This window comes from Actinoplanes sp. NPDC023936 (genome assembly GCF_040639325.1).
In the GTDB taxonomy this organism is placed as follows: Bacteria; Actinomycetota; Actinomycetes; order Mycobacteriales; family Micromonosporaceae; genus Actinoplanes.
On the sequence record NZ_JBEZZR010000011.1, the window covers coordinates 197,738 to 214,845 of the forward strand.

Annotated in this window: 18 protein-coding genes and 2 pseudogenes; 10 read left to right on the top strand and 10 right to left on the bottom strand. The window is 66.7% G+C overall.

What is annotated here, in order from left to right:
* Positions 1-121: 121 nt before the first annotated feature.
* Positions 122-1,927 (bottom strand): hypothetical protein, encoded by a 1,806-nt coding sequence (locus tag AB0F72_RS17605; protein WP_360431771.1) that lies wholly within the window; start codon positions 1,925-1,927, stop codon positions 122-124.
* Between the two features lie 451 nt (positions 1,928-2,378).
* Here AB0F72_RS17605 and AB0F72_RS17610 point away from each other — a divergent pair, with 451 nt between their 5' ends.
* From AB0F72_RS17610 to AB0F72_RS17630, 5 genes are all read left to right on the top strand, one after another.
* Positions 2,379-3,086: a transposase gene (locus AB0F72_RS17610; protein WP_360431774.1), complete on the top strand. Its 708-nt coding sequence runs from the start codon at positions 2,379-2,381 to the stop codon at positions 3,084-3,086.
* Between the two features lie 328 nt (positions 3,087-3,414).
* Positions 3,415-3,648, top strand: a complete 234-nt coding sequence (locus tag AB0F72_RS17615; RefSeq protein ID WP_360431777.1) for a hypothetical protein — start codon at positions 3,415-3,417, stop codon at positions 3,646-3,648.
* A gap of 214 nt (positions 3,649-3,862) precedes the next feature.
* Complete coding sequence (locus AB0F72_RS17620) at positions 3,863-4,054, top strand: hypothetical protein (RefSeq protein ID WP_360431780.1); 192 nt, start codon at positions 3,863-3,865, stop codon at positions 4,052-4,054.
* Between the two features lie 652 nt (positions 4,055-4,706).
* Complete coding sequence (locus tag AB0F72_RS17625; RefSeq protein WP_360431783.1) at positions 4,707-5,018, top strand: hypothetical protein; 312 nt, start codon at positions 4,707-4,709, stop codon at positions 5,016-5,018.
* On the top strand, positions 5,015-5,548 hold the full coding sequence (locus AB0F72_RS17630) for a sigma factor-like helix-turn-helix DNA-binding protein (RefSeq protein ID WP_360431786.1): 534 nt from the start codon (positions 5,015-5,017) through the stop codon (positions 5,546-5,548). Before AB0F72_RS17625 ends, AB0F72_RS17630 begins: the two co-directional genes overlap by 4 nt.
* An 81-nt stretch (positions 5,549-5,629) precedes the next feature.
* On the opposite strand, the gene AB0F72_RS17635 is transcribed toward AB0F72_RS17630, so the two are convergent.
* From AB0F72_RS17635 to AB0F72_RS17645, 3 genes are all read right to left on the bottom strand, one after another.
* Positions 5,630-6,244: a recombinase family protein gene (locus AB0F72_RS17635; RefSeq protein ID WP_360431789.1), complete on the bottom strand. Its 615-nt coding sequence runs from the start codon at positions 6,242-6,244 to the stop codon at positions 5,630-5,632.
* Between the two features lie 183 nt (positions 6,245-6,427).
* Positions 6,428-8,212 carry a pentapeptide repeat-containing protein gene (locus AB0F72_RS17640; RefSeq protein WP_360431792.1) on the bottom strand — a complete coding sequence of 595 codons (1,785 nt, stop codon included), beginning with the start codon at positions 8,210-8,212 and terminating at the stop codon, positions 6,428-6,430.
* A 27-nt stretch (positions 8,213-8,239) separates the two neighbouring features.
* Positions 8,240-8,368: a hypothetical protein gene (locus tag AB0F72_RS17645; protein ID WP_360431795.1), complete on the bottom strand. Its 129-nt coding sequence runs from the start codon at positions 8,366-8,368 to the stop codon at positions 8,240-8,242.
* Between the two features lie 119 nt (positions 8,369-8,487).
* Between AB0F72_RS17645 and AB0F72_RS17650 the strand changes: the two are divergent.
* Positions 8,488-8,730, top strand: a pseudogene (locus AB0F72_RS17650) (helix-turn-helix domain-containing protein); the annotation flags it as partial.
* 240 nt (positions 8,731-8,970) lie between these two features.
* Here AB0F72_RS17650 and AB0F72_RS17655 read toward each other — a convergent pair.
* Complete coding sequence (locus tag AB0F72_RS17655) at positions 8,971-9,360, bottom strand: hypothetical protein (RefSeq protein WP_360431798.1); 390 nt, start codon at positions 9,358-9,360, stop codon at positions 8,971-8,973.
* On the bottom strand, positions 9,357-9,851 hold the full coding sequence (locus tag AB0F72_RS17660; protein ID WP_360431800.1) for a DUF6301 family protein: 495 nt from the start codon (positions 9,849-9,851) through the stop codon (positions 9,357-9,359). Before AB0F72_RS17660 ends, AB0F72_RS17655 begins: the two co-directional genes overlap by 4 nt.
* A gap of 792 nt (positions 9,852-10,643) precedes the next feature.
* On the opposite strand from AB0F72_RS17660, the gene AB0F72_RS17665 reads away from it, so the two are divergent.
* The 4 genes from AB0F72_RS17665 to AB0F72_RS17680 all read left to right on the top strand — a co-directional run bounded on the left by AB0F72_RS17665 (position 10,644) and on the right by AB0F72_RS17680 (position 13,821).
* Entirely contained in the window at positions 10,644-11,120 is a 477-nt protein-coding gene (locus AB0F72_RS17665; RefSeq protein WP_360431803.1) for a hypothetical protein, read from the top strand.
* A gap of 68 nt (positions 11,121-11,188) precedes the next feature.
* The gene (locus AB0F72_RS17670) at positions 11,189-11,821 is read left to right on the top strand and encodes a hypothetical protein (protein ID WP_360431806.1); all 633 of its coding nucleotides are present in this window, start codon (positions 11,189-11,191) and stop codon (positions 11,819-11,821) included.
* Between the two features lie 899 nt (positions 11,822-12,720).
* A complete protein-coding gene (locus AB0F72_RS17675) occupies positions 12,721-13,329 on the top strand; it encodes a hypothetical protein (RefSeq protein WP_360431809.1) in 609 nt (202 codons plus the stop codon).
* 9 nt (positions 13,330-13,338) lie between these two features.
* A complete protein-coding gene (locus AB0F72_RS17680; protein WP_360431812.1) occupies positions 13,339-13,821 on the top strand; it encodes a hypothetical protein in 483 nt (160 codons plus the stop codon).
* A gap of 378 nt (positions 13,822-14,199) precedes the next feature.
* On the opposite strand, the gene AB0F72_RS17685 is transcribed toward AB0F72_RS17680, so the two are convergent.
* From AB0F72_RS17685 to AB0F72_RS17700, 4 genes and pseudogenes are all read right to left on the bottom strand, one after another.
* Complete coding sequence (locus AB0F72_RS17685) at positions 14,200-14,856, bottom strand: hypothetical protein (protein ID WP_360431814.1); 657 nt, start codon at positions 14,854-14,856, stop codon at positions 14,200-14,202.
* 53 nt (positions 14,857-14,909) lie between these two features.
* Positions 14,910-15,200, bottom strand: a pseudogene (locus AB0F72_RS17690) (IS3 family transposase); the annotation flags it as partial.
* Between the two features lie 155 nt (positions 15,201-15,355).
* Positions 15,356-15,595: a hypothetical protein gene (locus AB0F72_RS17695; protein WP_360431817.1), complete on the bottom strand. Its 240-nt coding sequence runs from the start codon at positions 15,593-15,595 to the stop codon at positions 15,356-15,358.
* Between the two features lie 538 nt (positions 15,596-16,133).
* Positions 16,134-16,622, bottom strand: a complete 489-nt coding sequence (locus AB0F72_RS17700) for a hypothetical protein (RefSeq protein WP_360431820.1) — start codon at positions 16,620-16,622, stop codon at positions 16,134-16,136.
* Positions 16,623-17,108 lie beyond the last annotated feature (486 nt).

Here is a 17,108-nt window from a genome sequence, read left to right on the forward strand (position 1 = left end):
AGGGGCGCAGCGTCTGACCGCACCGGTGAGACGCTTCTGCAGGCCGTCTGTGTGGGTTGGGCTGTCGTAGCAGCCCAACCCACACAGACGAGATCAGATCGTGGTGTCTAGAAGCAGTAGCTCACGTCAAGAAGCAGTTGTTGATGACGCCGCTGACAGAAAAGAGTGAGAGGAGGGCGGCGACGGTCTCGGTTCCCAGGCCCTTGGCGGCCTCATTGACGCCCCACCGGATCGCGTCAGTTCTGCTGAACTTTGCTTTCCGTGCCACCTTATACTCGGCGATGATTTTCTTGACCATCTTGGCCGTGCCTTTAGCGGCCTTGAACGCGGCTTTGATCTTCAGGATCTTGCTGATGGTGAATAAATTCGAGAAAATTGCGACGGTGATTGCAGACGCGCAGGCGTACCCCCAGCCCGCCGTGTGGGCCTTGCTGGCTTCCTGATCGAGGTAGGCCTGAACGGCGGCCTCTCCCTGGGCTTCGACGCTGTCGGGAATGTTCTCAATGACCGAGAGGGCCTGGGTCAGCTCCGCTTCGAGGGGTTGCGGCTCGTAGTAGACAGTCGCGGTCGGTGACTTCGAGGTGTCGCTGTAGTTCTGGGAGTAGAAGCGTTTCTGGGTGCTGTTGCTGGTCTCGTCGGTGGCCCGCACGCCCATGTATCCGATGTTGCGGCCGACGTCGGCGGCTTCCTGGAAGAAGGCAGTGGCGTCGACCCAGATGAAGCCGGGATCGGTGCAGGTGGGGCCGCCCTTGACCGTCGAGGCGGTGCCGGCGCGGAGGTTCCAGGCGGGCTGGTTCGTCCAGCGGGTTTCCTTGTTGGAGCCACCGACGGTCCAGATCTCCCAGCCGGTGCGTTCGCAGCTGGACGACATGTAGTTGTAGAGGCCGACGGTGGCGTCGGTGATGAAGGTTCCCTTGAGCGCCGACACGTTGAAGTTGACCAGTGAGCGGGATGCCTTGCCGCCGCTGGTGCCGATTTCAAGGTAGGTGGTGGTCGACAGGTCGGTGGTGGTGCCCTGTCGGACCCAGGTGTCCCAGGTGGGGTCTTCGTAGGTGATCTCCGGGTCGATCGTGACCGGGTACACCGTGTTCGGGTCGGTGAAGAAATCTGCGTCGGGGGTAATGGCCAGGTTGACGCCGGCGCCTTCGATCGGTGCCGCCGCCGCGGTGGCGTCGGTCGCCTGGCGGGCCGTGGCGGTGCTGTCCATGACCACGACGTTGGTCGGGTCGCCGGTGCGGGGGTCGGTCTGCGCGTCCCACATCAGCGGGGTGGGACTGGTCGCTACCGGCTTCTTGTTCTCGTCGAGCAGGACGAGGTTGCCGTCTTTACCGAGCTTGTGAGAGGCGACCTCGTCGCCAGTAATGGGCACGGACAGCTCGGTGACCTGGGTGGCAGCCTGCGGAGTCTTCACGATGTAGAAGGACTCCATGCCGCGGGTGGTGGCCTGCACGACCAGGTCGACGCCCGACATCACCTCGGGATAGGTGGCCTTGTCCCCGGACAGCACCGGTGTCGGCAGCGGCCCCTCCCAACCCATCGCGACCTTTTGTCCACCCTCACCCAGTGTCGCCAGCTCGTGCACGCCGGCGTCGGCGGTTGCACCCGCGAAGACCAGGTTGCCGGGATGCGCCTTGGGCGTCACGGTGCCGTCAGGCTGCTGGACGAGGGTGAGATCGGTCGAAACCCACTTCCCGTCCTGCTGCACACGGACCGGTGCGGCACTGATTTCCTGACGGATCCGGCCGTCCGGCAGTGCCCAGGCCCGCGTAGTTGCGTCTGTCGCCTCCGTGATCTCAACCGCAACATTGCAGTCCACCGCGGCCTCGATAGCTGCATCCTGGGTGGGCTGCCCCGACGCCGCGCAGTCGACCGGGTCGGGTACTGCGGCGACTGCCGCTCCGGCCGGCGCGACGAGGATGCTGGCCATCAAGGCCAGCGGGAGGCCGAAAACCATCGGCCGCCACAGGCTCGGCCGGAGACTGGAATTCCCATCGATGGCGGTAGCGGCTTGATGCCGACGCCTGCTGCGCAGAGGCTGCACTCTCGTTACTCCATGTGTTCGCACCCGGGGGACATGCGAACTCTAAGTAGCGAGGCCTGTGACCAGATAGCACCTTGCGTGAAACTAAAATCGTGATCTTTCATGTTATGTACAGTTTTAAAAGTATTTACACAGCTTCTACACAGGCAGGACTGTCTTTCCGGCCGATTCAGGCGCACCCATGCGGTGGAGGGCAAACACCCTCTAACCGCAGCCAGATCCCCAGCTAGACGTACTGTTCATCCGCAGCAAGCTGCTCGAGACCCCGATCGCTGTAACGCCGCGGAGGAGATGGCCGCGGCCACGTACGAACCGATCATCGTCCGCCTCGACTGAGGTGCGAGTCACCGTTGGCGTGGACACCCACGCCGACGTGCACGTGGCCGCGGCAATCGACCAGCACGGTCGGCTACTCGGCATGACCAGCGTGCCGAGCACCGCTGCCGGGCATGCCGAGCTGACGGCCTGGGCGCAGCAGCTCGGCGCGATCGACCAGGTCGGGATCGAGGGCACCGGCAGCTACGGCGCCGGGCTGACCCGGCACCTGCTCGACCAGGGCATCTCGGTGGTGGAAGTGGTGCGGCCGAACCGGCAGACCCGCCGCCGGCGCGGTAAGACCGACGCGATCGACGCCGAGGCAGCCGCTCGGTCGGTGCTGGCCGGCACCGCGCTGGGCATACCCAAGACCGCCGACGGTGCGGTGGAGATGATCCGCACGCTACGGCTGGTCCGCCGATCCGCGATGAAGGCCCGCACCCAGACGGCCAGTCAGCTGCGCGCCGTGCTGGTCACCGCCCCGCAGGCCCTGCGCGACCGGCTGCGCACCCTGTCGCTGCCAAAACTCGTCGACGCCGCGACGCGGTGCCGGCCCGGCCACCTCGCCGGAATCGAGGCGGCCAGCAAGTTGGCACTCAAGTCTCTCGCCACCCGCTACCAGCAGCTCACGGCAGAGATCACCACGCTCGACACCGAGATCGAGAAACTCGCCCACCAGGCCGCGCCGCAGCTCATGGCGGTCAAGGGCAACGCTGCAGGGCTTCGCTGAACCGGGCACACCCGAGCACTGCGCCGCTCCGGAACGGCACCCGCTCACCGGCGGCGCGGTGGACCGTCAGCTGGCTGCCGTGCGTCTGCTGGCCGCCATCGACAACCAGAACGGGGCACCGGGCCTGACGGTGCACGGCGTGCACCGAGCTGGGCCGGACCGACCCAACGTTGCGGCTGGCTTGCACCCCCAGCCCGCCGACTGAAGCGCAGGGCGTTGCTACCCGCTGAGCTGGGCGGCAACGGCAAGTCGGCCAGCGTTCCGTCAGGGAACAGCTCAGCGCCCACCCGCGCGTTAGCGGCCCACAGTGCGCCGCTAACGTTCGGCCATGCCACATGACGTGACGCTTCCCAAAGAGCACGCCACCGACATCCTTCGCATGCTGACCGCGTTCCAAGCGATCCTAAAAACTGGCCCCCTGCCGGAGAACCTGTGGACCGCCGTAGGCTCCGCGATCGGCACCGACGAGTTCCGCTACGGCACCGTGATCAGCACTCAGGACCTGCAGAAGAAGGTCGAAGAGCAACTTGCCCGCCTGACTCGGGCACTCGGCGACCAGTAGCCCGCACCCCCTTGGGTAGAAGCGCCCAGGGGGCTGAGTGTGGGCGGAGAGGGGATCCGAGACCTCCGGAGTCCACGCCGAGAGGTGCCGGCACCCGTAATCTCCGTTCCTGGGCGCCACCCGCTCCACCGGCAGCGCGGTGACTTTCCGGGTTGCCGGGAGCGATCGCGGCGAACGGCCGGCGGACCATGCCGCCGCGGCGGACGCTCCGGGTATGACCAAGTCGAACACGAGCAAGGCGAGCAAGAGCAGCGGCCGGTCGACGCCGACGACCACCGCGGCGGCCGCCCGGATCCAGTCGACGGCCGCGAAGCACCCCACCAGCGCCACCGCCCGGACCGGCTTCGCGCCGCGAGCTCAACGCGCGGCCGCGGGCAACGCCCGCCGCGGCGCCACCGGCCAGTAGGCGTACACCCTCAAACCGGGTTCTGTCAGCTCCGGCGAACACCCTCCGGTCTGACACGGATCTCACGGTTTTCTGACAGTGCAGGTCAAGGACCGGTTCTGTCGATCATCGACGTGTGTGCGCGGACCTATCAGGCACCATAACGCCGGGCAGTTGGGCATTGAGGTACAGCGAGACTCCGTCGCCGGACCGGCGCGGCACCGGCCGACTGGTCCGGGTAACGGTCAGCGCCGCCTCGATGAGGGCGGGCCACCTCGGCGTGCAGCTTCGTCGGCGTCGCCGGCGACCGGCCGCACCCGGATCACGACGCCACCGCCGCGGTGGTGTCACGAAACTCCGAAGTTAGGGCTGGTTGCGCGGGTACCTCATGCCAGCAGAGCCCGCACATCTACGGTGACCTGCTAAAACAGCGCACGAGTCGGCTCAGAAATTTTCAAGCCCCAATAACCTTGATGTACCATTTATAACTAAAGATAGGGTTGCTTCGATACTGTTTTCAAAGTTAATATTCACCTGTCAGGGCATGCATGTGCCCACATCGCCTTCAGCGGCCACCTCGCTGAAGGCTTTTTTGTGTCTTGGAACCCCCGATCGCCACCTGGCGGTCGGGGGTTTTTCTGTATCTACACCTCGGAGAAGGGACCTCCCCCCGTTGACCGCCACCTGGATCCTCGCGTTCATCTCACCGGTGTTCGCCGTCGCCGCCGTTCTGGCCGCCGTCATCATCACTGCTTTGATCCGGGCCCGGCCGGAGGATGTCCCGAAGGTGATCACGGCCTTCGTGACGGCCTTCGGTAAGTTGGCGGAAGCCGCGGTCGCCTCCACCAGGGTTATAGGCCGAATCCGGCCCGACCAGCAGCTGCGGACGGGATCTGAACCGTTGGCGCCCGATCCCGGAGCGTTGGCCGCTCAGCCAGCCGGCGAGCCCAATGTCGGCACTGAAACCCCTCGGGAACTCGCATGAGTCGCCGAAATCCGGTCACGTCTTACAGCCCCACCGAGGCGGCGGCAATCGCCCCTGAGGCCTTGGAGGCGATCGTCACGGCTATCGAGACGCTGTCCGAGAGGCCGGCGGCAGTCCTGCGGATGCGGTTCGGACTCAATGGACCGGTGAAGTCACATGCCGAGATCGCCGCGTTCTACAACACCACTACCAGCAGAATCCGTGACATCGAGATCGCAGCGCTCTCTGCGCTGCGCCACCCCTCTCGGGCCGCCTACATGTATGGCATCGACACGGATGACTTGGCGCGGTTGCCTCAGATCTTGCGCAACCGAATCCTTCAGGCTGTCGGCCAGCAGAGCGCACCGGTCTGGTGTGAAGAGCACGGCTACACCCAGCCCAGCAACCTCCTTCCGACCAAGACGTGTAGTCAGTGCTCGTGTCTCATGACTGTCGCGGAGACGGGGCGGCCGCGGCAGTACTGCAGTGCCACCTGCCGCAAGCGGGCCCAGCGGGAACGCGAACGGCGTCAGCGTGAACTTGGCCAGTAGCGACCCGACCAGCCGTAGACGTATCACGACGCCACCGCCGCGGCGCGTCCGACAAAACCGCTCCCTCGCTAGCGCGACACATCAGCTGTCCGTCGCGACCACCGGGTCGGCGAGGTAGCGGTGCAGCGACGTCTTCGGAATGCCGGTCTTGCGGGCGATCTCCGCGAGGCTGTCGCCCTGGGCCTTGAGCAGCCGGGCGTGCTCGATCTTCTCCGGCGAGTGCGCGGCCGGCCGCCCGACGTGACGGCCGCCCTTCTCGGCCACGTTCCGGGCGTGCGCGGCCCGCTCGGCGGTGAAGGTGCGTTCCATCTCGGCGAAGAGCGCCAGCAGCAGGAACGCGATCTGGCCCATGCCGCCGGCGTCGGTGGTGTCGATCCGGATCGGGTCGGCCAGCGACCGCACCCCGATCTGCTGCTCGCGCAGCTCGTGCACGAGGTTGAGCACCTCGCGCAGGTTCCGGCCGAGCCGGTCCAGGGTGTAGACCACGATCGTGTCGCCGGGCCGGGCGTAGGCGCGCAGCGCGGCCAGGCCCTCGCGCTCGACGGTCGCGCCGGTCTTCTTGTCGGTCCAGGTCCGCTCGGCCGGGATGCCGGCGGCGGCCAGGGCGTCGAGTTGCCGTTCGAGGCTCTGCTTGGTCGTCGACACCCGGGCGTAGGCGAGTTCCAGGCCGCGGGAAGGGTGCTCAGGCGTGGTCACCCGACAATCGTACCGAAAATCGGGTCCGTACTAGAATTTCGGAACACCTTTTGTGGAACGAATTCCGGAACGAAAGACGATCCTGACGCGCACGGCCGACCTGGGAAGACGGCAAAGCGCCGTCCGAGCCGTGGGGCCGTTCCACAACCATGGAAGTGGAACAGGACAGCAGGCAGAGTGAACTCAGCCAGACGTGCGCGGCTTCTCTGGCACCAGCCGACCCCAAAGACCACTTAGGTAATCCGGATCGATCTGCCACCCACGCGGCCATACGTCCTGCCGGCCCGCAGCGAAAAAAATCCGAGCCTTGGCCATACTCAGCTTCCTCGCAGAGCTGGTGAAGGTTGCTTTGTCGAACCTCGCAGAGCCGGTGAAGGTCACCCCGTCGAACCCCGCCTCGCCGGTGAAGGTCGTCTCACGGAACACCGCAGTGCCGGTGAAGGTCGCCCCGTCGAACCCCGCCTCGCCGGTGAAGGTCACCCTGCCGAACCCCGCCCCGCCGGCGAAGGTCGCCTCAGGGAACACCGCAGAGTCGGCGAAGGTCGCCCCGTCGAACCTCGCAGAGCTGGTGAAGGTCGCCTCACGGAACACCGCCTCGCCGGCGAAGGTCGCCCGGCCGAACCACGCCTCGCCGGTGAAGGTCGCCTCACGGAACACCGCCTCGCCGGCGAAGGTCGCCCGGCCGAACCACGCCTCGCCGGCGAAGGTCGCCCCGCCGAACCCCGCCCCGCCGGCGAAGGTCGCCTCAGGGAACACCGCAGAGTCGGCGAAGGTCGCCCCGTCGAACCTCGCAGAGCTGGTGAAGGTCGCCTCACGGAACACCGCCTCGCCGGCGAAGGTCGCCCGGCCGAACCACGCCTCGCCGGTGAAGGTCGCCTCACGGAACACCGCAGAGCTGGTGAAGGTCGCCTTGTCGAACCACGCAGAGCTGGTGAAGGTCGCCTTGTCGAACCACGCAGAGCTGGTGAAAGTGGCCTCGCCGAACCTCGCGTCGCTGGCGAAGGTCGCCTCGCCGAACAACGCCTCGCCGACGAAGGTCGCCCCGCCGAACAACGCCTCGCCGGCGAAGGTCGCCTCGCCGAACAACGCAGAGCTGGTGAAGGTCGCCCCGCCGAACCACGCCCCGCCGACGAAGGTCGCCCGGGTGAAGTCGGCCTGGCGGACGTAACTGCGCCTCATTGCCCAGTCAAGGAGGAAGGCGCCGGTGAGATCGATGTCGATGCCGGGCCAGAACGTCTGATCGGCGATAGGCGTGAGAGTGCGGGCCCGCTCAACAGGAAGTTCTTCAGGCAGGGTCAGGTGGGCGGTCAAGATGCGCTGGGAGGTGAGCCGGACTTGCAACTCTTGCAGCGGGTCTCGGCTTGCGGCCGCAGGCGCGGGCCTGGACAGGGGCAGACCAGCGACAGGCTCCGATGAAACCGATGTCGCGACGATCGGGGTGTAGGGCATGCGCAGGTAGGCGCACAACACGTTGACGATGGTCTGCCGCTGCTCGGGGTTGTTCTGCGCGACGCGTTCCAGGGCGTAGAGGCCGCCCAGGCGGACGGCGGCGTCGGCGGAGCCGAGCTGCTCGACCGCTTTGGTGTACAGGTCGGTGACCCGCCGTTCGGCAGCGTCTATCTCGGTGTGGGCCTGTGCCTGGAGTGCGATCTGATGGTTGCGTTCGGCCAGTTCATGAGCGGTTTCCGCAAGCAACTGACGGCGGATCGCCAGGAGCAGCGCGGCGACCGCACCGGCGGCGGCAAAGAATCCCAGTCCGTACTTCAAGGCGTCAATCTGAAGCTTCGCCTGCTCCGTTCCCCTCGCTTTCCCGGCGATCAGCAGCATCACCACCAGGGCGGTGATTCCGATCGCGGCGACGACCACGGTGGCGGTCATGATTCCCGTGTTGGACAGCAACCACGGCCACCGCCGCCGCGGCTCGATGCGCTGATCGGTCATGCCCGCATAGTCGCCGATCCTGTCCATACGAGACGACCACCCTGTACGCCGCTGTCACCGTGGATGGGGCGAGTCGCCCCGGTGGTAGACACCCGGGCCGACCGGTGGCTCCTGAGCGCCCAGCAGGTCAGCGACTCCGGAGACCCGGAACTGGTGGTAGGGCTGCAGGTTGGGATGCGTCACGACGAGGTTCTATCCGTAAAGCGCTCGGTTAGAGGGACGTACCGACACAAAGACCTCGTCGTGGGGTCCGATCGAGTTTCCACACAAGAACCGACACCACGACGAGGTCTTGCGCCAGTATGCGTCCTGCGCACCGTTATGCCACGCTCACCGAGCAGCAACACACCGAACTGTTTACCGCCCTGCAAGGCCCCTGGCGGACCGCCACCCGGATAGTGATGATCCTGCTCTCCGCAGCCGGCTGGTCCGCCTCCGAGATCGCCGACGTGCTGGCCCACGACCCCAAGACCATCCGCGCCTGGATCACCCGCCACGAGGCCGAAGGCCTGGCCGGACTACCCGACCGGCCCCGCAGCGGACGCCGACACCACCGCCGCACCCTGTACCTCACCCTGGCTCCCCGAGGGTTACGGACAACACTTCAGATCAAGCGCTTAGCCCCGCGCGGCGTGCAGTACCACCAGCGCTCCACGTTCGGCTCAGGGTCTGTCCCATGTTCCTCGGGGCAGACCCTGAGCGTATAGAAGGTGTTGCTGCGATCGTGACAGACAGGAGCCCCCGGTCGAGTTTCCAACCGGGGGCTCCTGTCTGGGGCGGATTCCTCACTGCTTGAAAACGCGCACCTCGACCTCGGACGGGCCGGTGACGCCGTAGACATCGTGCAACGTCGACACCATCAACTCCGCGATCCACGTGGCGTCACGGCTGTGCAGCGGCCACTTCCGGAACAGCAGCCACCAGTTGGGCTGGTCCGGCTCGTCCGGTGGCTGCCAGCCCTTCGCCCGCATCGCGGCCTCCTGCTCGGCGGCGAGCTGACCTTCCGGCGGCAGGAAGGTGTTGGAGACCGCATCCAGCGCGAGCCCGTCCGTCAGCTGGAAGAGTTCGGTGTATCGGTTACCGGGCGCCTCCAGGATGACGACGTCGCCGAGCTCCAACCACGGAAGGCGGTCGGCGAGCTGCTCGGTCAGCTCCGCCCACGACGATGCATTCACGCCAGTGCCTCGGTGACCTCGTCCCATTGGTCCTGGAACCTGTTGCTCGCCCACGTGACCGTCACGATGCTCTCGAGGTTCTCGACCAGAACAGTGGAGGCGTCGTCCAGTCGCCAACGTACCTTCGGCAGCTTCGTGTGCTGCCGAACAGTCGGTTCGCCGAATGCCGCCACACCTTCGGCGGCGGCATCGGCGAAGGCGTCGCCGACGAAACGGTCTCTGTCGCGTCCGTCTTCCTGGACGGGCTCGGTGATCCGGACACAGATGTCGTCGACGTACCCGTCACGGATCAAGAACCGGACCTGACGTCCGGGCACACCCAAGCCGGCGTCCGCGACAGCTATGGTGCCTGCGACCACATTCAGCAAGGTCCAGCCCATCTGCCGGCACAGATCGTCGATGTCGGTCTCCTGCCAAGACCATTGCGTGTCCCTCATGCCGGCCAGCATGGACCGGACCGCTCCGGGGTCGGCTCTCAGCCAGCTTGCCATGTGATCTCCTTGCCGGATGTCGGTCGAGTCCTGCTACCGCAATCCTGCTCTACGGGGTTCCGGCAACGGAGATCGAGCCCAAGCCGACTCCCTTTATGTGACGTGCTGCACAGCCCTAGGACTAGGTCGATTTATGTGCAATTGAGCACTAGTAAACAAGGTTAAATGAGAGCTGAGTCACATCCATGCTGGCGATACGCAGGTGTGTACCTGCGAGGCCAACGCGCCCCCACCTGCCGCAGCCATGCCGACGACTTCGCCCGGCGGCTCGGGGTCGCGAGCCATCAGCCCGGGGCCCGGTGCGTCCCACACTGCGCCCAGGGGTGCTGGCGGAAGGTGAGATGGTCCGTACTTTTGGTCACCGGATACCCCACGGAGAGGTGAATCCGGAGCGGGGCGGCTACGTTCTGCAATTGTCGTGCGCGCCCGTTTCTGTCAGATAGCGTACTCGATGATGTTCTCGCATCGAGATTATGATCTTTATGTGCCGACAATAAAACCGCGATCTACCTGCGCATATATTGTCGGGTCGCGGCTGCTGTCAAAGAACGGGTTTGGTCAGCGGCGAAAACTGTCTGCCGACAACAATCAACTCGCCCCGTGGCGTCGGGTGCATTGATCTTTCGTCGCGTTTCACAATTACGTCCGTGACACGACGCCGTGTCCTGGCGTGACATTCACCTCCGGCGTCTTGACCGAGCGACCGGAGGACGACCGAAGGCCATGGGCGGCGAAACACCGACGAGGGCTGCCCGCGAACCGGGGCGGGGACGGGGAGCGCCGGCGCGGCCGGTGGACCGCAAGATGCGCGCCGGCGACACGGTGGTCGCGCTGGCGGCCAGCGTGCAGGAGCTAATCAGGGCCCGGTATCCGCATCGGCCGTGGTCGCAGCTGGTGGCCTGCCTGGATGCTGAGGAACGCAAGGCGCTCGGCGGTGGTGATGACCGGCAGTTGGCGCAGCGAATCTCCGCGCAGTTCGGGGCCCGCTCGCAGCGGGGTCCGTGCCGGCCACTGGTCGACGTGGCGCTGCGCCGCTGCCTGCCGGCGATGCCGGTCGACCAGCAGGACTCGCGGCGCGCGCAGGTCGAGCGGTGCTGGCAGGCCGTCCACGGCGCCGTGCCGGCCGGCACGGCGCCACCCGTGCCGGTGGCCCGTGCCCGTGGTGCCGGCCTGCGCGAGCAGCTGCGCCAGGAACAGGAGAAGAGCGCCGCGCTGGCCGAGCAGCTGACCGACGCCTGTCCAGTCGGGCGCTGCTGGAGAAGGAGCTGAAAGGCCTCCGAGCGCGGCTGACCGCGCTGGAAGCCGACCGGATCCCCACGACAGCGCTGCCGCGGGCGGTGGGGATCCGGACCCGGCCACGGGACCAGGAGTACCCCGAGCTGGTCCGCCCGTACACCCCGCTCTACGAGCCGGTAGATCCCGGCCGCGGCGGCACCGGCCCGGCCGCCCCGGGAACGGGCGCCGCAGCCGACGACGCGGAGACGACCGTCGAGACGGCGCCCACCGGGGCGCAACTGACCCGGGCGTATCGCGACGCCAACCGGCCCCGGGAGTTCCTCCCCCTGCCGCGGTACCGGCCCGACCTGGAGGACCTCGCCCCGCCCACCTCGCTGGTGGTGCCGGGGCAACGTTTTGTCGGGCGGTCCGCCGTGCCCGACGACTGCCTGGTCGCGGTACCTCGGCAGCGCAGCAGCAGCGCGGTGGTGTGGGGCACCGGCCCCAACCTGCTGCGCCGTCCCGGCCCCGACCCCGGCGCCGACACGGTGGTCATCGAGCAGCAACGTCAGCGGGCCCGGTGTGAAGCCGCGCGGATCCTCACCGAACTCGGGGCCGCCTGGGCGGATCAGTGGGCTGACCTGCCCGTGGACACTCTGCCCGACTTCGAACGAGGCGGCGCCCAGCTGCCGCTGCTGACCGCAGCGTCGATGCTGGCCGCGCTGGTCGCGACGATGCCGTCGGTGTTCTTGTGACCGACAAACACCGGCGGCCGACAAACACCGCAGCCGGAGTCGAGGGGCCCCGCGGGGTGAACCGCAAGACCCCTGACGCCGTGCGTCTCCTTCACGGAGAGACGCAACCACTTGTCCCGTCGGGCGTGTCGGCGCGGCCGATCGCACCGACCGGGCCTGCCGGCTCAGCTCCGGCGGGCCCTGCGGGCTCTGCTCCAAAGGAAACCCGACAAGCCACGCTGGGGCAACGGGTGTACGGCCCTAGTTCGGGTTGGTCATCCCGACGGTGACCAACCCGGGATTGGTCGATTGGTCCGCGAACCCCGGTGACCAACCCCCAGGACTGCCTTTTGTCGGCAAAGAATTGTCGGATGTAATTCTTGGTCACGTTTCCGGTGACCAATGAGATAAGCGATTCCGGGCTCTTTAACCCGGCCGCCGTGAATGCCACACTCACCTCGGGACTTCGACGAGCCTGCCCGACGCGTTCACGGCGTGGACGGCAGACGCACCACGTCGAAGACGCTTTTCACCACTTGTCCCCGAAGGAAGGGTGGTCCTTGGCATGCCTGGGACCCCCTTCCGCCATTCGCGTGTGAAAGGCGCTCGTCATCCGACACCACGTGAGCGCCTGGCCCTCGCCGCGCCCATCCACGCCCCGGGGATCTGCGCAAGCTCCAGGCCCTCCGCATCTTGCTGGGATCAGTGCAAGTGCAATACGCGGAGCTCAATGCCTTGGCGGCGCGCTGATGCCAGCAACGTCGATGCTGCCGGAGCTAGGCGAAGACGGCGTCACCGCCTCCGCGGCAGACAGCCGACTAATCCTGCGTTATCATGCGAACATATGTTCTAGTCGGCCCGCGGACCGGCTGGTCAACGCGCTGCACTTCCCCGCAGCCAACGACAGTGCGGGGAGAGCCATGAGCAAGACGTGGGCCAGCCAAGGGCATATCGCTGGCAAAGCAGACGCGCTCGCTGCCCTGCAACGCGTCAACCAGAGCGCCACCTCGCGCGGCAACTTGGCACTGGTCACCGATCCGGTCCGCACCGCCGGAGACGCCGAACTCCCCGCCCCTGACTTGTCGAAGGTTCTACCTGCCGACCCGCAGCTACTGCCGCTGCTGCCCTGGCCCGGAGGGCTACGCCGCGGCGCCACTGTGTCTGCCATCGGCTCTACCAGCCTGCTGATACTGCTGCTTGCCGGCGCCATGAGGGACTCAGGGGCGTGGGCTGCCGTGGTGAGTGAACCCATGATCGGCGGACTCGCCGCAGCAGAGATGGGTGTGCCACTGGACCGTCTCGCCCACATACCCAACCCTGGCTCCGACTGGCCGCAGATCGTCGCCGCCCTCATCGCCCTCATCGACGTCGTTGCAGTACAGCCACCACCCGGCACCGCGGAAGGTGTGCTCCGCTCTTTGTCGGCCCGGGCCCGCCAGAAGGGCTGCGTCCTTTACCGGACTACCGTCGCGATCGAACGAGGCGCGCCAGAGGGCGATTTCGTCGGCGGAGGATCAGCGCCGAACTAGTCTCGGCCCGTGGACGAAAGCCTCCTTCGCCGGCTCCGGGTTGAACAGGCCCGGGCACTTCTCTACGACACCGAACCCCATCACGCGGTGATGCTGGCCTGCGACCTCCTGCTGGCCGGCGTCAACGGGGAAGCCGTGGTGGCGCTCGCGGCGGAGTCGGCCCGGACGCTGCCGACGCAAGACGCGAACCGGCGCCTGGCGGCGGTCACCGCCGAACTCGGCCTCGCAGAACCAGACCAGGCGACTGCGGTGGAACTGATTGCCGCCGACACCTGCGAGCGCATCCTCAACCGCAGCATCCCCGCCGAAGAGGGAACCCACCGTCTATACGTGGTGGGACATGAAGGCAGCCCGCTGCACGACCTGCTCCCTGCGGTCGCCGCACTGGCCGAACGCCTGGAAGACGAGTTCGATGGACGCGCCGACAACGACCTGCAAACCCGACTAGACGCCCTGGCCCGGACCATCCTGAGCCGCCCGCTGCCCTCGTGAGCGCCTCAAACGAGCCGACTTTCCTGACAGCTCGCCTGCATCGACGCTGTGGTCATGGTTCAAGCCTGACGTCGCGATGCAGTGGTCATACGATTCGACGAGCTGAACGGATCGCGCGAATCTCGTCTGGGTCGGAAAATGGATGGGCCAGCCGTTCGAAGACGACCGCCGCGACGTCATGGACGCGATCTTGGTGCCAAATGAGTACGCCAACCGGCGCCTGAACTGGTGCGGCCAGCCGCCGCCATGCTCGCCGGAATAGGCCTCTCTTGGCGGAGTTGAAACTCGCGGTCGATGCGGGTCACGTCGCGTTCCGCAGAGCGGTAGGTCGCGGATGACTGCAGGTCCGGCCCTGCCGGGACCAAGACATCTGGCCTCCTACGTCTGGCTCACCAGTTGCCCGGCGATCTCGGCGGTGATCGCGTCGCCCGTGGCGGCCAGGTCCGCCAGCAACTCGACAGCGCGGGTGCTCCTGTCCACCCCGGGGTGCTGTTTCTCGAAGAGGAGGACGTTGACAATGACGTTCCCGACAAGGGTCGTCTGCGACACTTGGTCAGCGCCGGACTTGTTGGTGCTGGATTTTTCCGCGTTGGCGACGACGTAAGCCGGACCGGACGGAGTCGTGCGTTTGGTCGCCCGGATCGCCGAGGAGAAGTTCGCTCTGCTCGTGTCGTACTCGAGGCCCTGGTTGAAATACTGCTCGGCGGCCTGTCGCGCGGTGTCGGGACCGTGGTAGATCATCAGAGCTACGACGACCCATGGTGGGGTGACGTCCGCGGACGACCAGGCGCAGTCGATTCGCTCATAGTCGCGCTGCTTCGGCGAACGGATCCCCTCGGCCTTGTGGGAACTGGTGAACCTCACGGCCTCCGGGGATGTCAGCGTGGGGCACTCGCCGCTCAGGCCGGTGTAGTACGCGGGCGCCGCGGATGGCGACGCCGGCACCGGCGCCGGACCGGCCTGGTGCCCGGCAGCACAGCCGGTCACCGCCGCCAGCGTTGCGGCGGTCCACAGGGTTGGCCAAGATCGACTCACGCGGCGATTCTACGGGATGACGGAAGGCCCCTTGGGGCCGAGCGGGGATGGGCAATCATCACGTAGGCGTCGAAGTAGACGCCCTTGACCGGTCCGGCGAGTTTCGTGATGTCCCAGCTGTAGACCTGCCGGGGGGCGTCGGCGACCAGCTCGGGACGGGTCCGGGCCGGATGCCGGGCCTGCCGGCGCCGTTCGCGGACCTGTTCGTGTTCACGCAGCAGCCGGTACATCGTGGCGATCGAGCCCACGTAGACGCCCTGGTCCAGCAGCGCCGCGTAGATCTGCGCCGGGGCGGCGTCGACGAACTGCGCACTGTTCAACAACCTCAGTACCTGCTCACGCTCGGCCGCGGTGAGCGCGTTCGCCGGTGCCCGCCGGGCAGGCCGTGACGGTGCCGGGCGGTGCCGGTCCCGATCCGCGCTGGACCGGGCGATCCCGGTCAGCCGCTTCGCCTCCCGCGTCGTAATCTTCACGCTGGTCAGCTGGCGGTAGGTGTCCATCAGCGCTTGCCGAGCCCGAACACGTCCGGACCGTCCGGCTCGCTCCTGGAGATGTCCTCCAAGAGCTCTCGCGCTTTTCCCATGATCGTCAACGCCGTCTCCGTCCGCGCCAGCTTCGCCTGCGCCAGCTGCAGCTCACGCCGCAACCGGGCGATCTCGGCCTGTTCCGCCGACGGCCGCCCGACGGTCTCACCAGCGGGTTTGCCCTGCAACAGCCCGGCATCACGGGCCGGCGCCACTCCGACATCAACGATGAGTACAAGCCCTCACAGCGCAGGAACGCCCCGCCCTCACCGGCCTCCACAGCCTGCTCGTAGCGGGTCAGCAGGTCCAGCTTCTGCCCGGGAGTAGCGGCGCGGTCGAAGGCAACGTCTGCAGACTCAAGACGATCAAGCGTCAGATGTACGGCCGGGCGAATTTCGATCTTCTGCGCCGCCGCGTGATTCTCGCCGAATAGGCCATGATCACGAACTTTGTGCCAGAGCCTCTCGGACTCTGGCGCACATTCCGTGAAAGGTGCTGAGCATCTCGGTTCGTGGAGGCGACGCGTGCGCAGACGAGGGCCTCTCCTCGGTCATCGTCCCTGCCGACTGGTCGACCGCGGGGATCTGGAAGCTCAGGACGCTTACCGCCTTCTCGAGCAGCTGGAACGCTGGGTCCTCGAACACGCGGATAGACACGTTCAGCCCTACCGAACCACGCAGGGCGAGACAACGCCACGGGGGCAGACCGAAGCAGCCCGACGCCTCAGCGACGAACTCAACCAGGAGTAAGCCCTCAGAAGGTTGTCTCGACCCCGGCTGCCTTGCAGAGGGCGTTGAGGTCCTTGCCGGCTTTCGCTGTTTCCGGGGAGTCGATGGCGGTCGCCGGGTCCTTGTCGTTGGAGGCCTTGAGGGCCGCGTCGATGTTCGCCTTGAGGGCCGCGGCGACCTCGTCGCTCGCACCCTCGGAGGCCTTGGTCAAGTCGTCCGCGAGGTCGATGAGCATCGCCTTGGCATCGGTGGGGGAGATTTCGGTGACACCGGACTGGGCCAGACTGAGAAGCGCGTTCTTGAAGGACTTGACCGCCCTTTCTGCCTGTTCGCAGGTCACCGTGTCGGCGTTCCTGGCAGGGGCGGCGGAAGCGGCGGCCTCGGTTGCAGCGGCCGAGGCGGTCGCGGTGGTGGTGGCGGTGGCTGCCGCCGTCTCGGTCTCCTCGCCGCATGCGGCCAGGCTCATCATGGAAACGCCGGCCAGGACGGCGGAGGCAACTCGGATAGCAATCACGCGCCGGGATGCTAGATGATCAAGAGGTCAAGATCAACTGAATGTAGCTGTACCTGCCGATGCGTGTACCGCCGATGATGGACGCGTGCGTTCATCATCGGCGTGGGTCGCCGTTGGCTGGCCGGGTTCGTCCGAGGTCGACGGTCCGTGGACGAGCCGGGCCGATCTGGCCGAACCAGGCGTGACACGCGTCGTTCACACCGGTGACGACGCAGTCATGCGAACTCGACGTCCGCCGAAAGGGCTGTCTGAGCCGGTGCCATCGCCAGCGAGTGGCTCCGACCGGGTAATCGGACGGCTCGCGAGCGGGGCAGTCGGCGGGTGACGACCGTGCCGAAGATCTTGTCGGCCAGGGTTGCTCGCTGGTGGTTGATGGTTCGGGAGGTGCGTGTCTAGCCCCGTACTTCGCACATGCTTTGGAGTGAACGGCCGTCACTCTGATCAAGATCGATGTGTTGGTCGGGTATGGGTGTAGCAGGTGCTCCT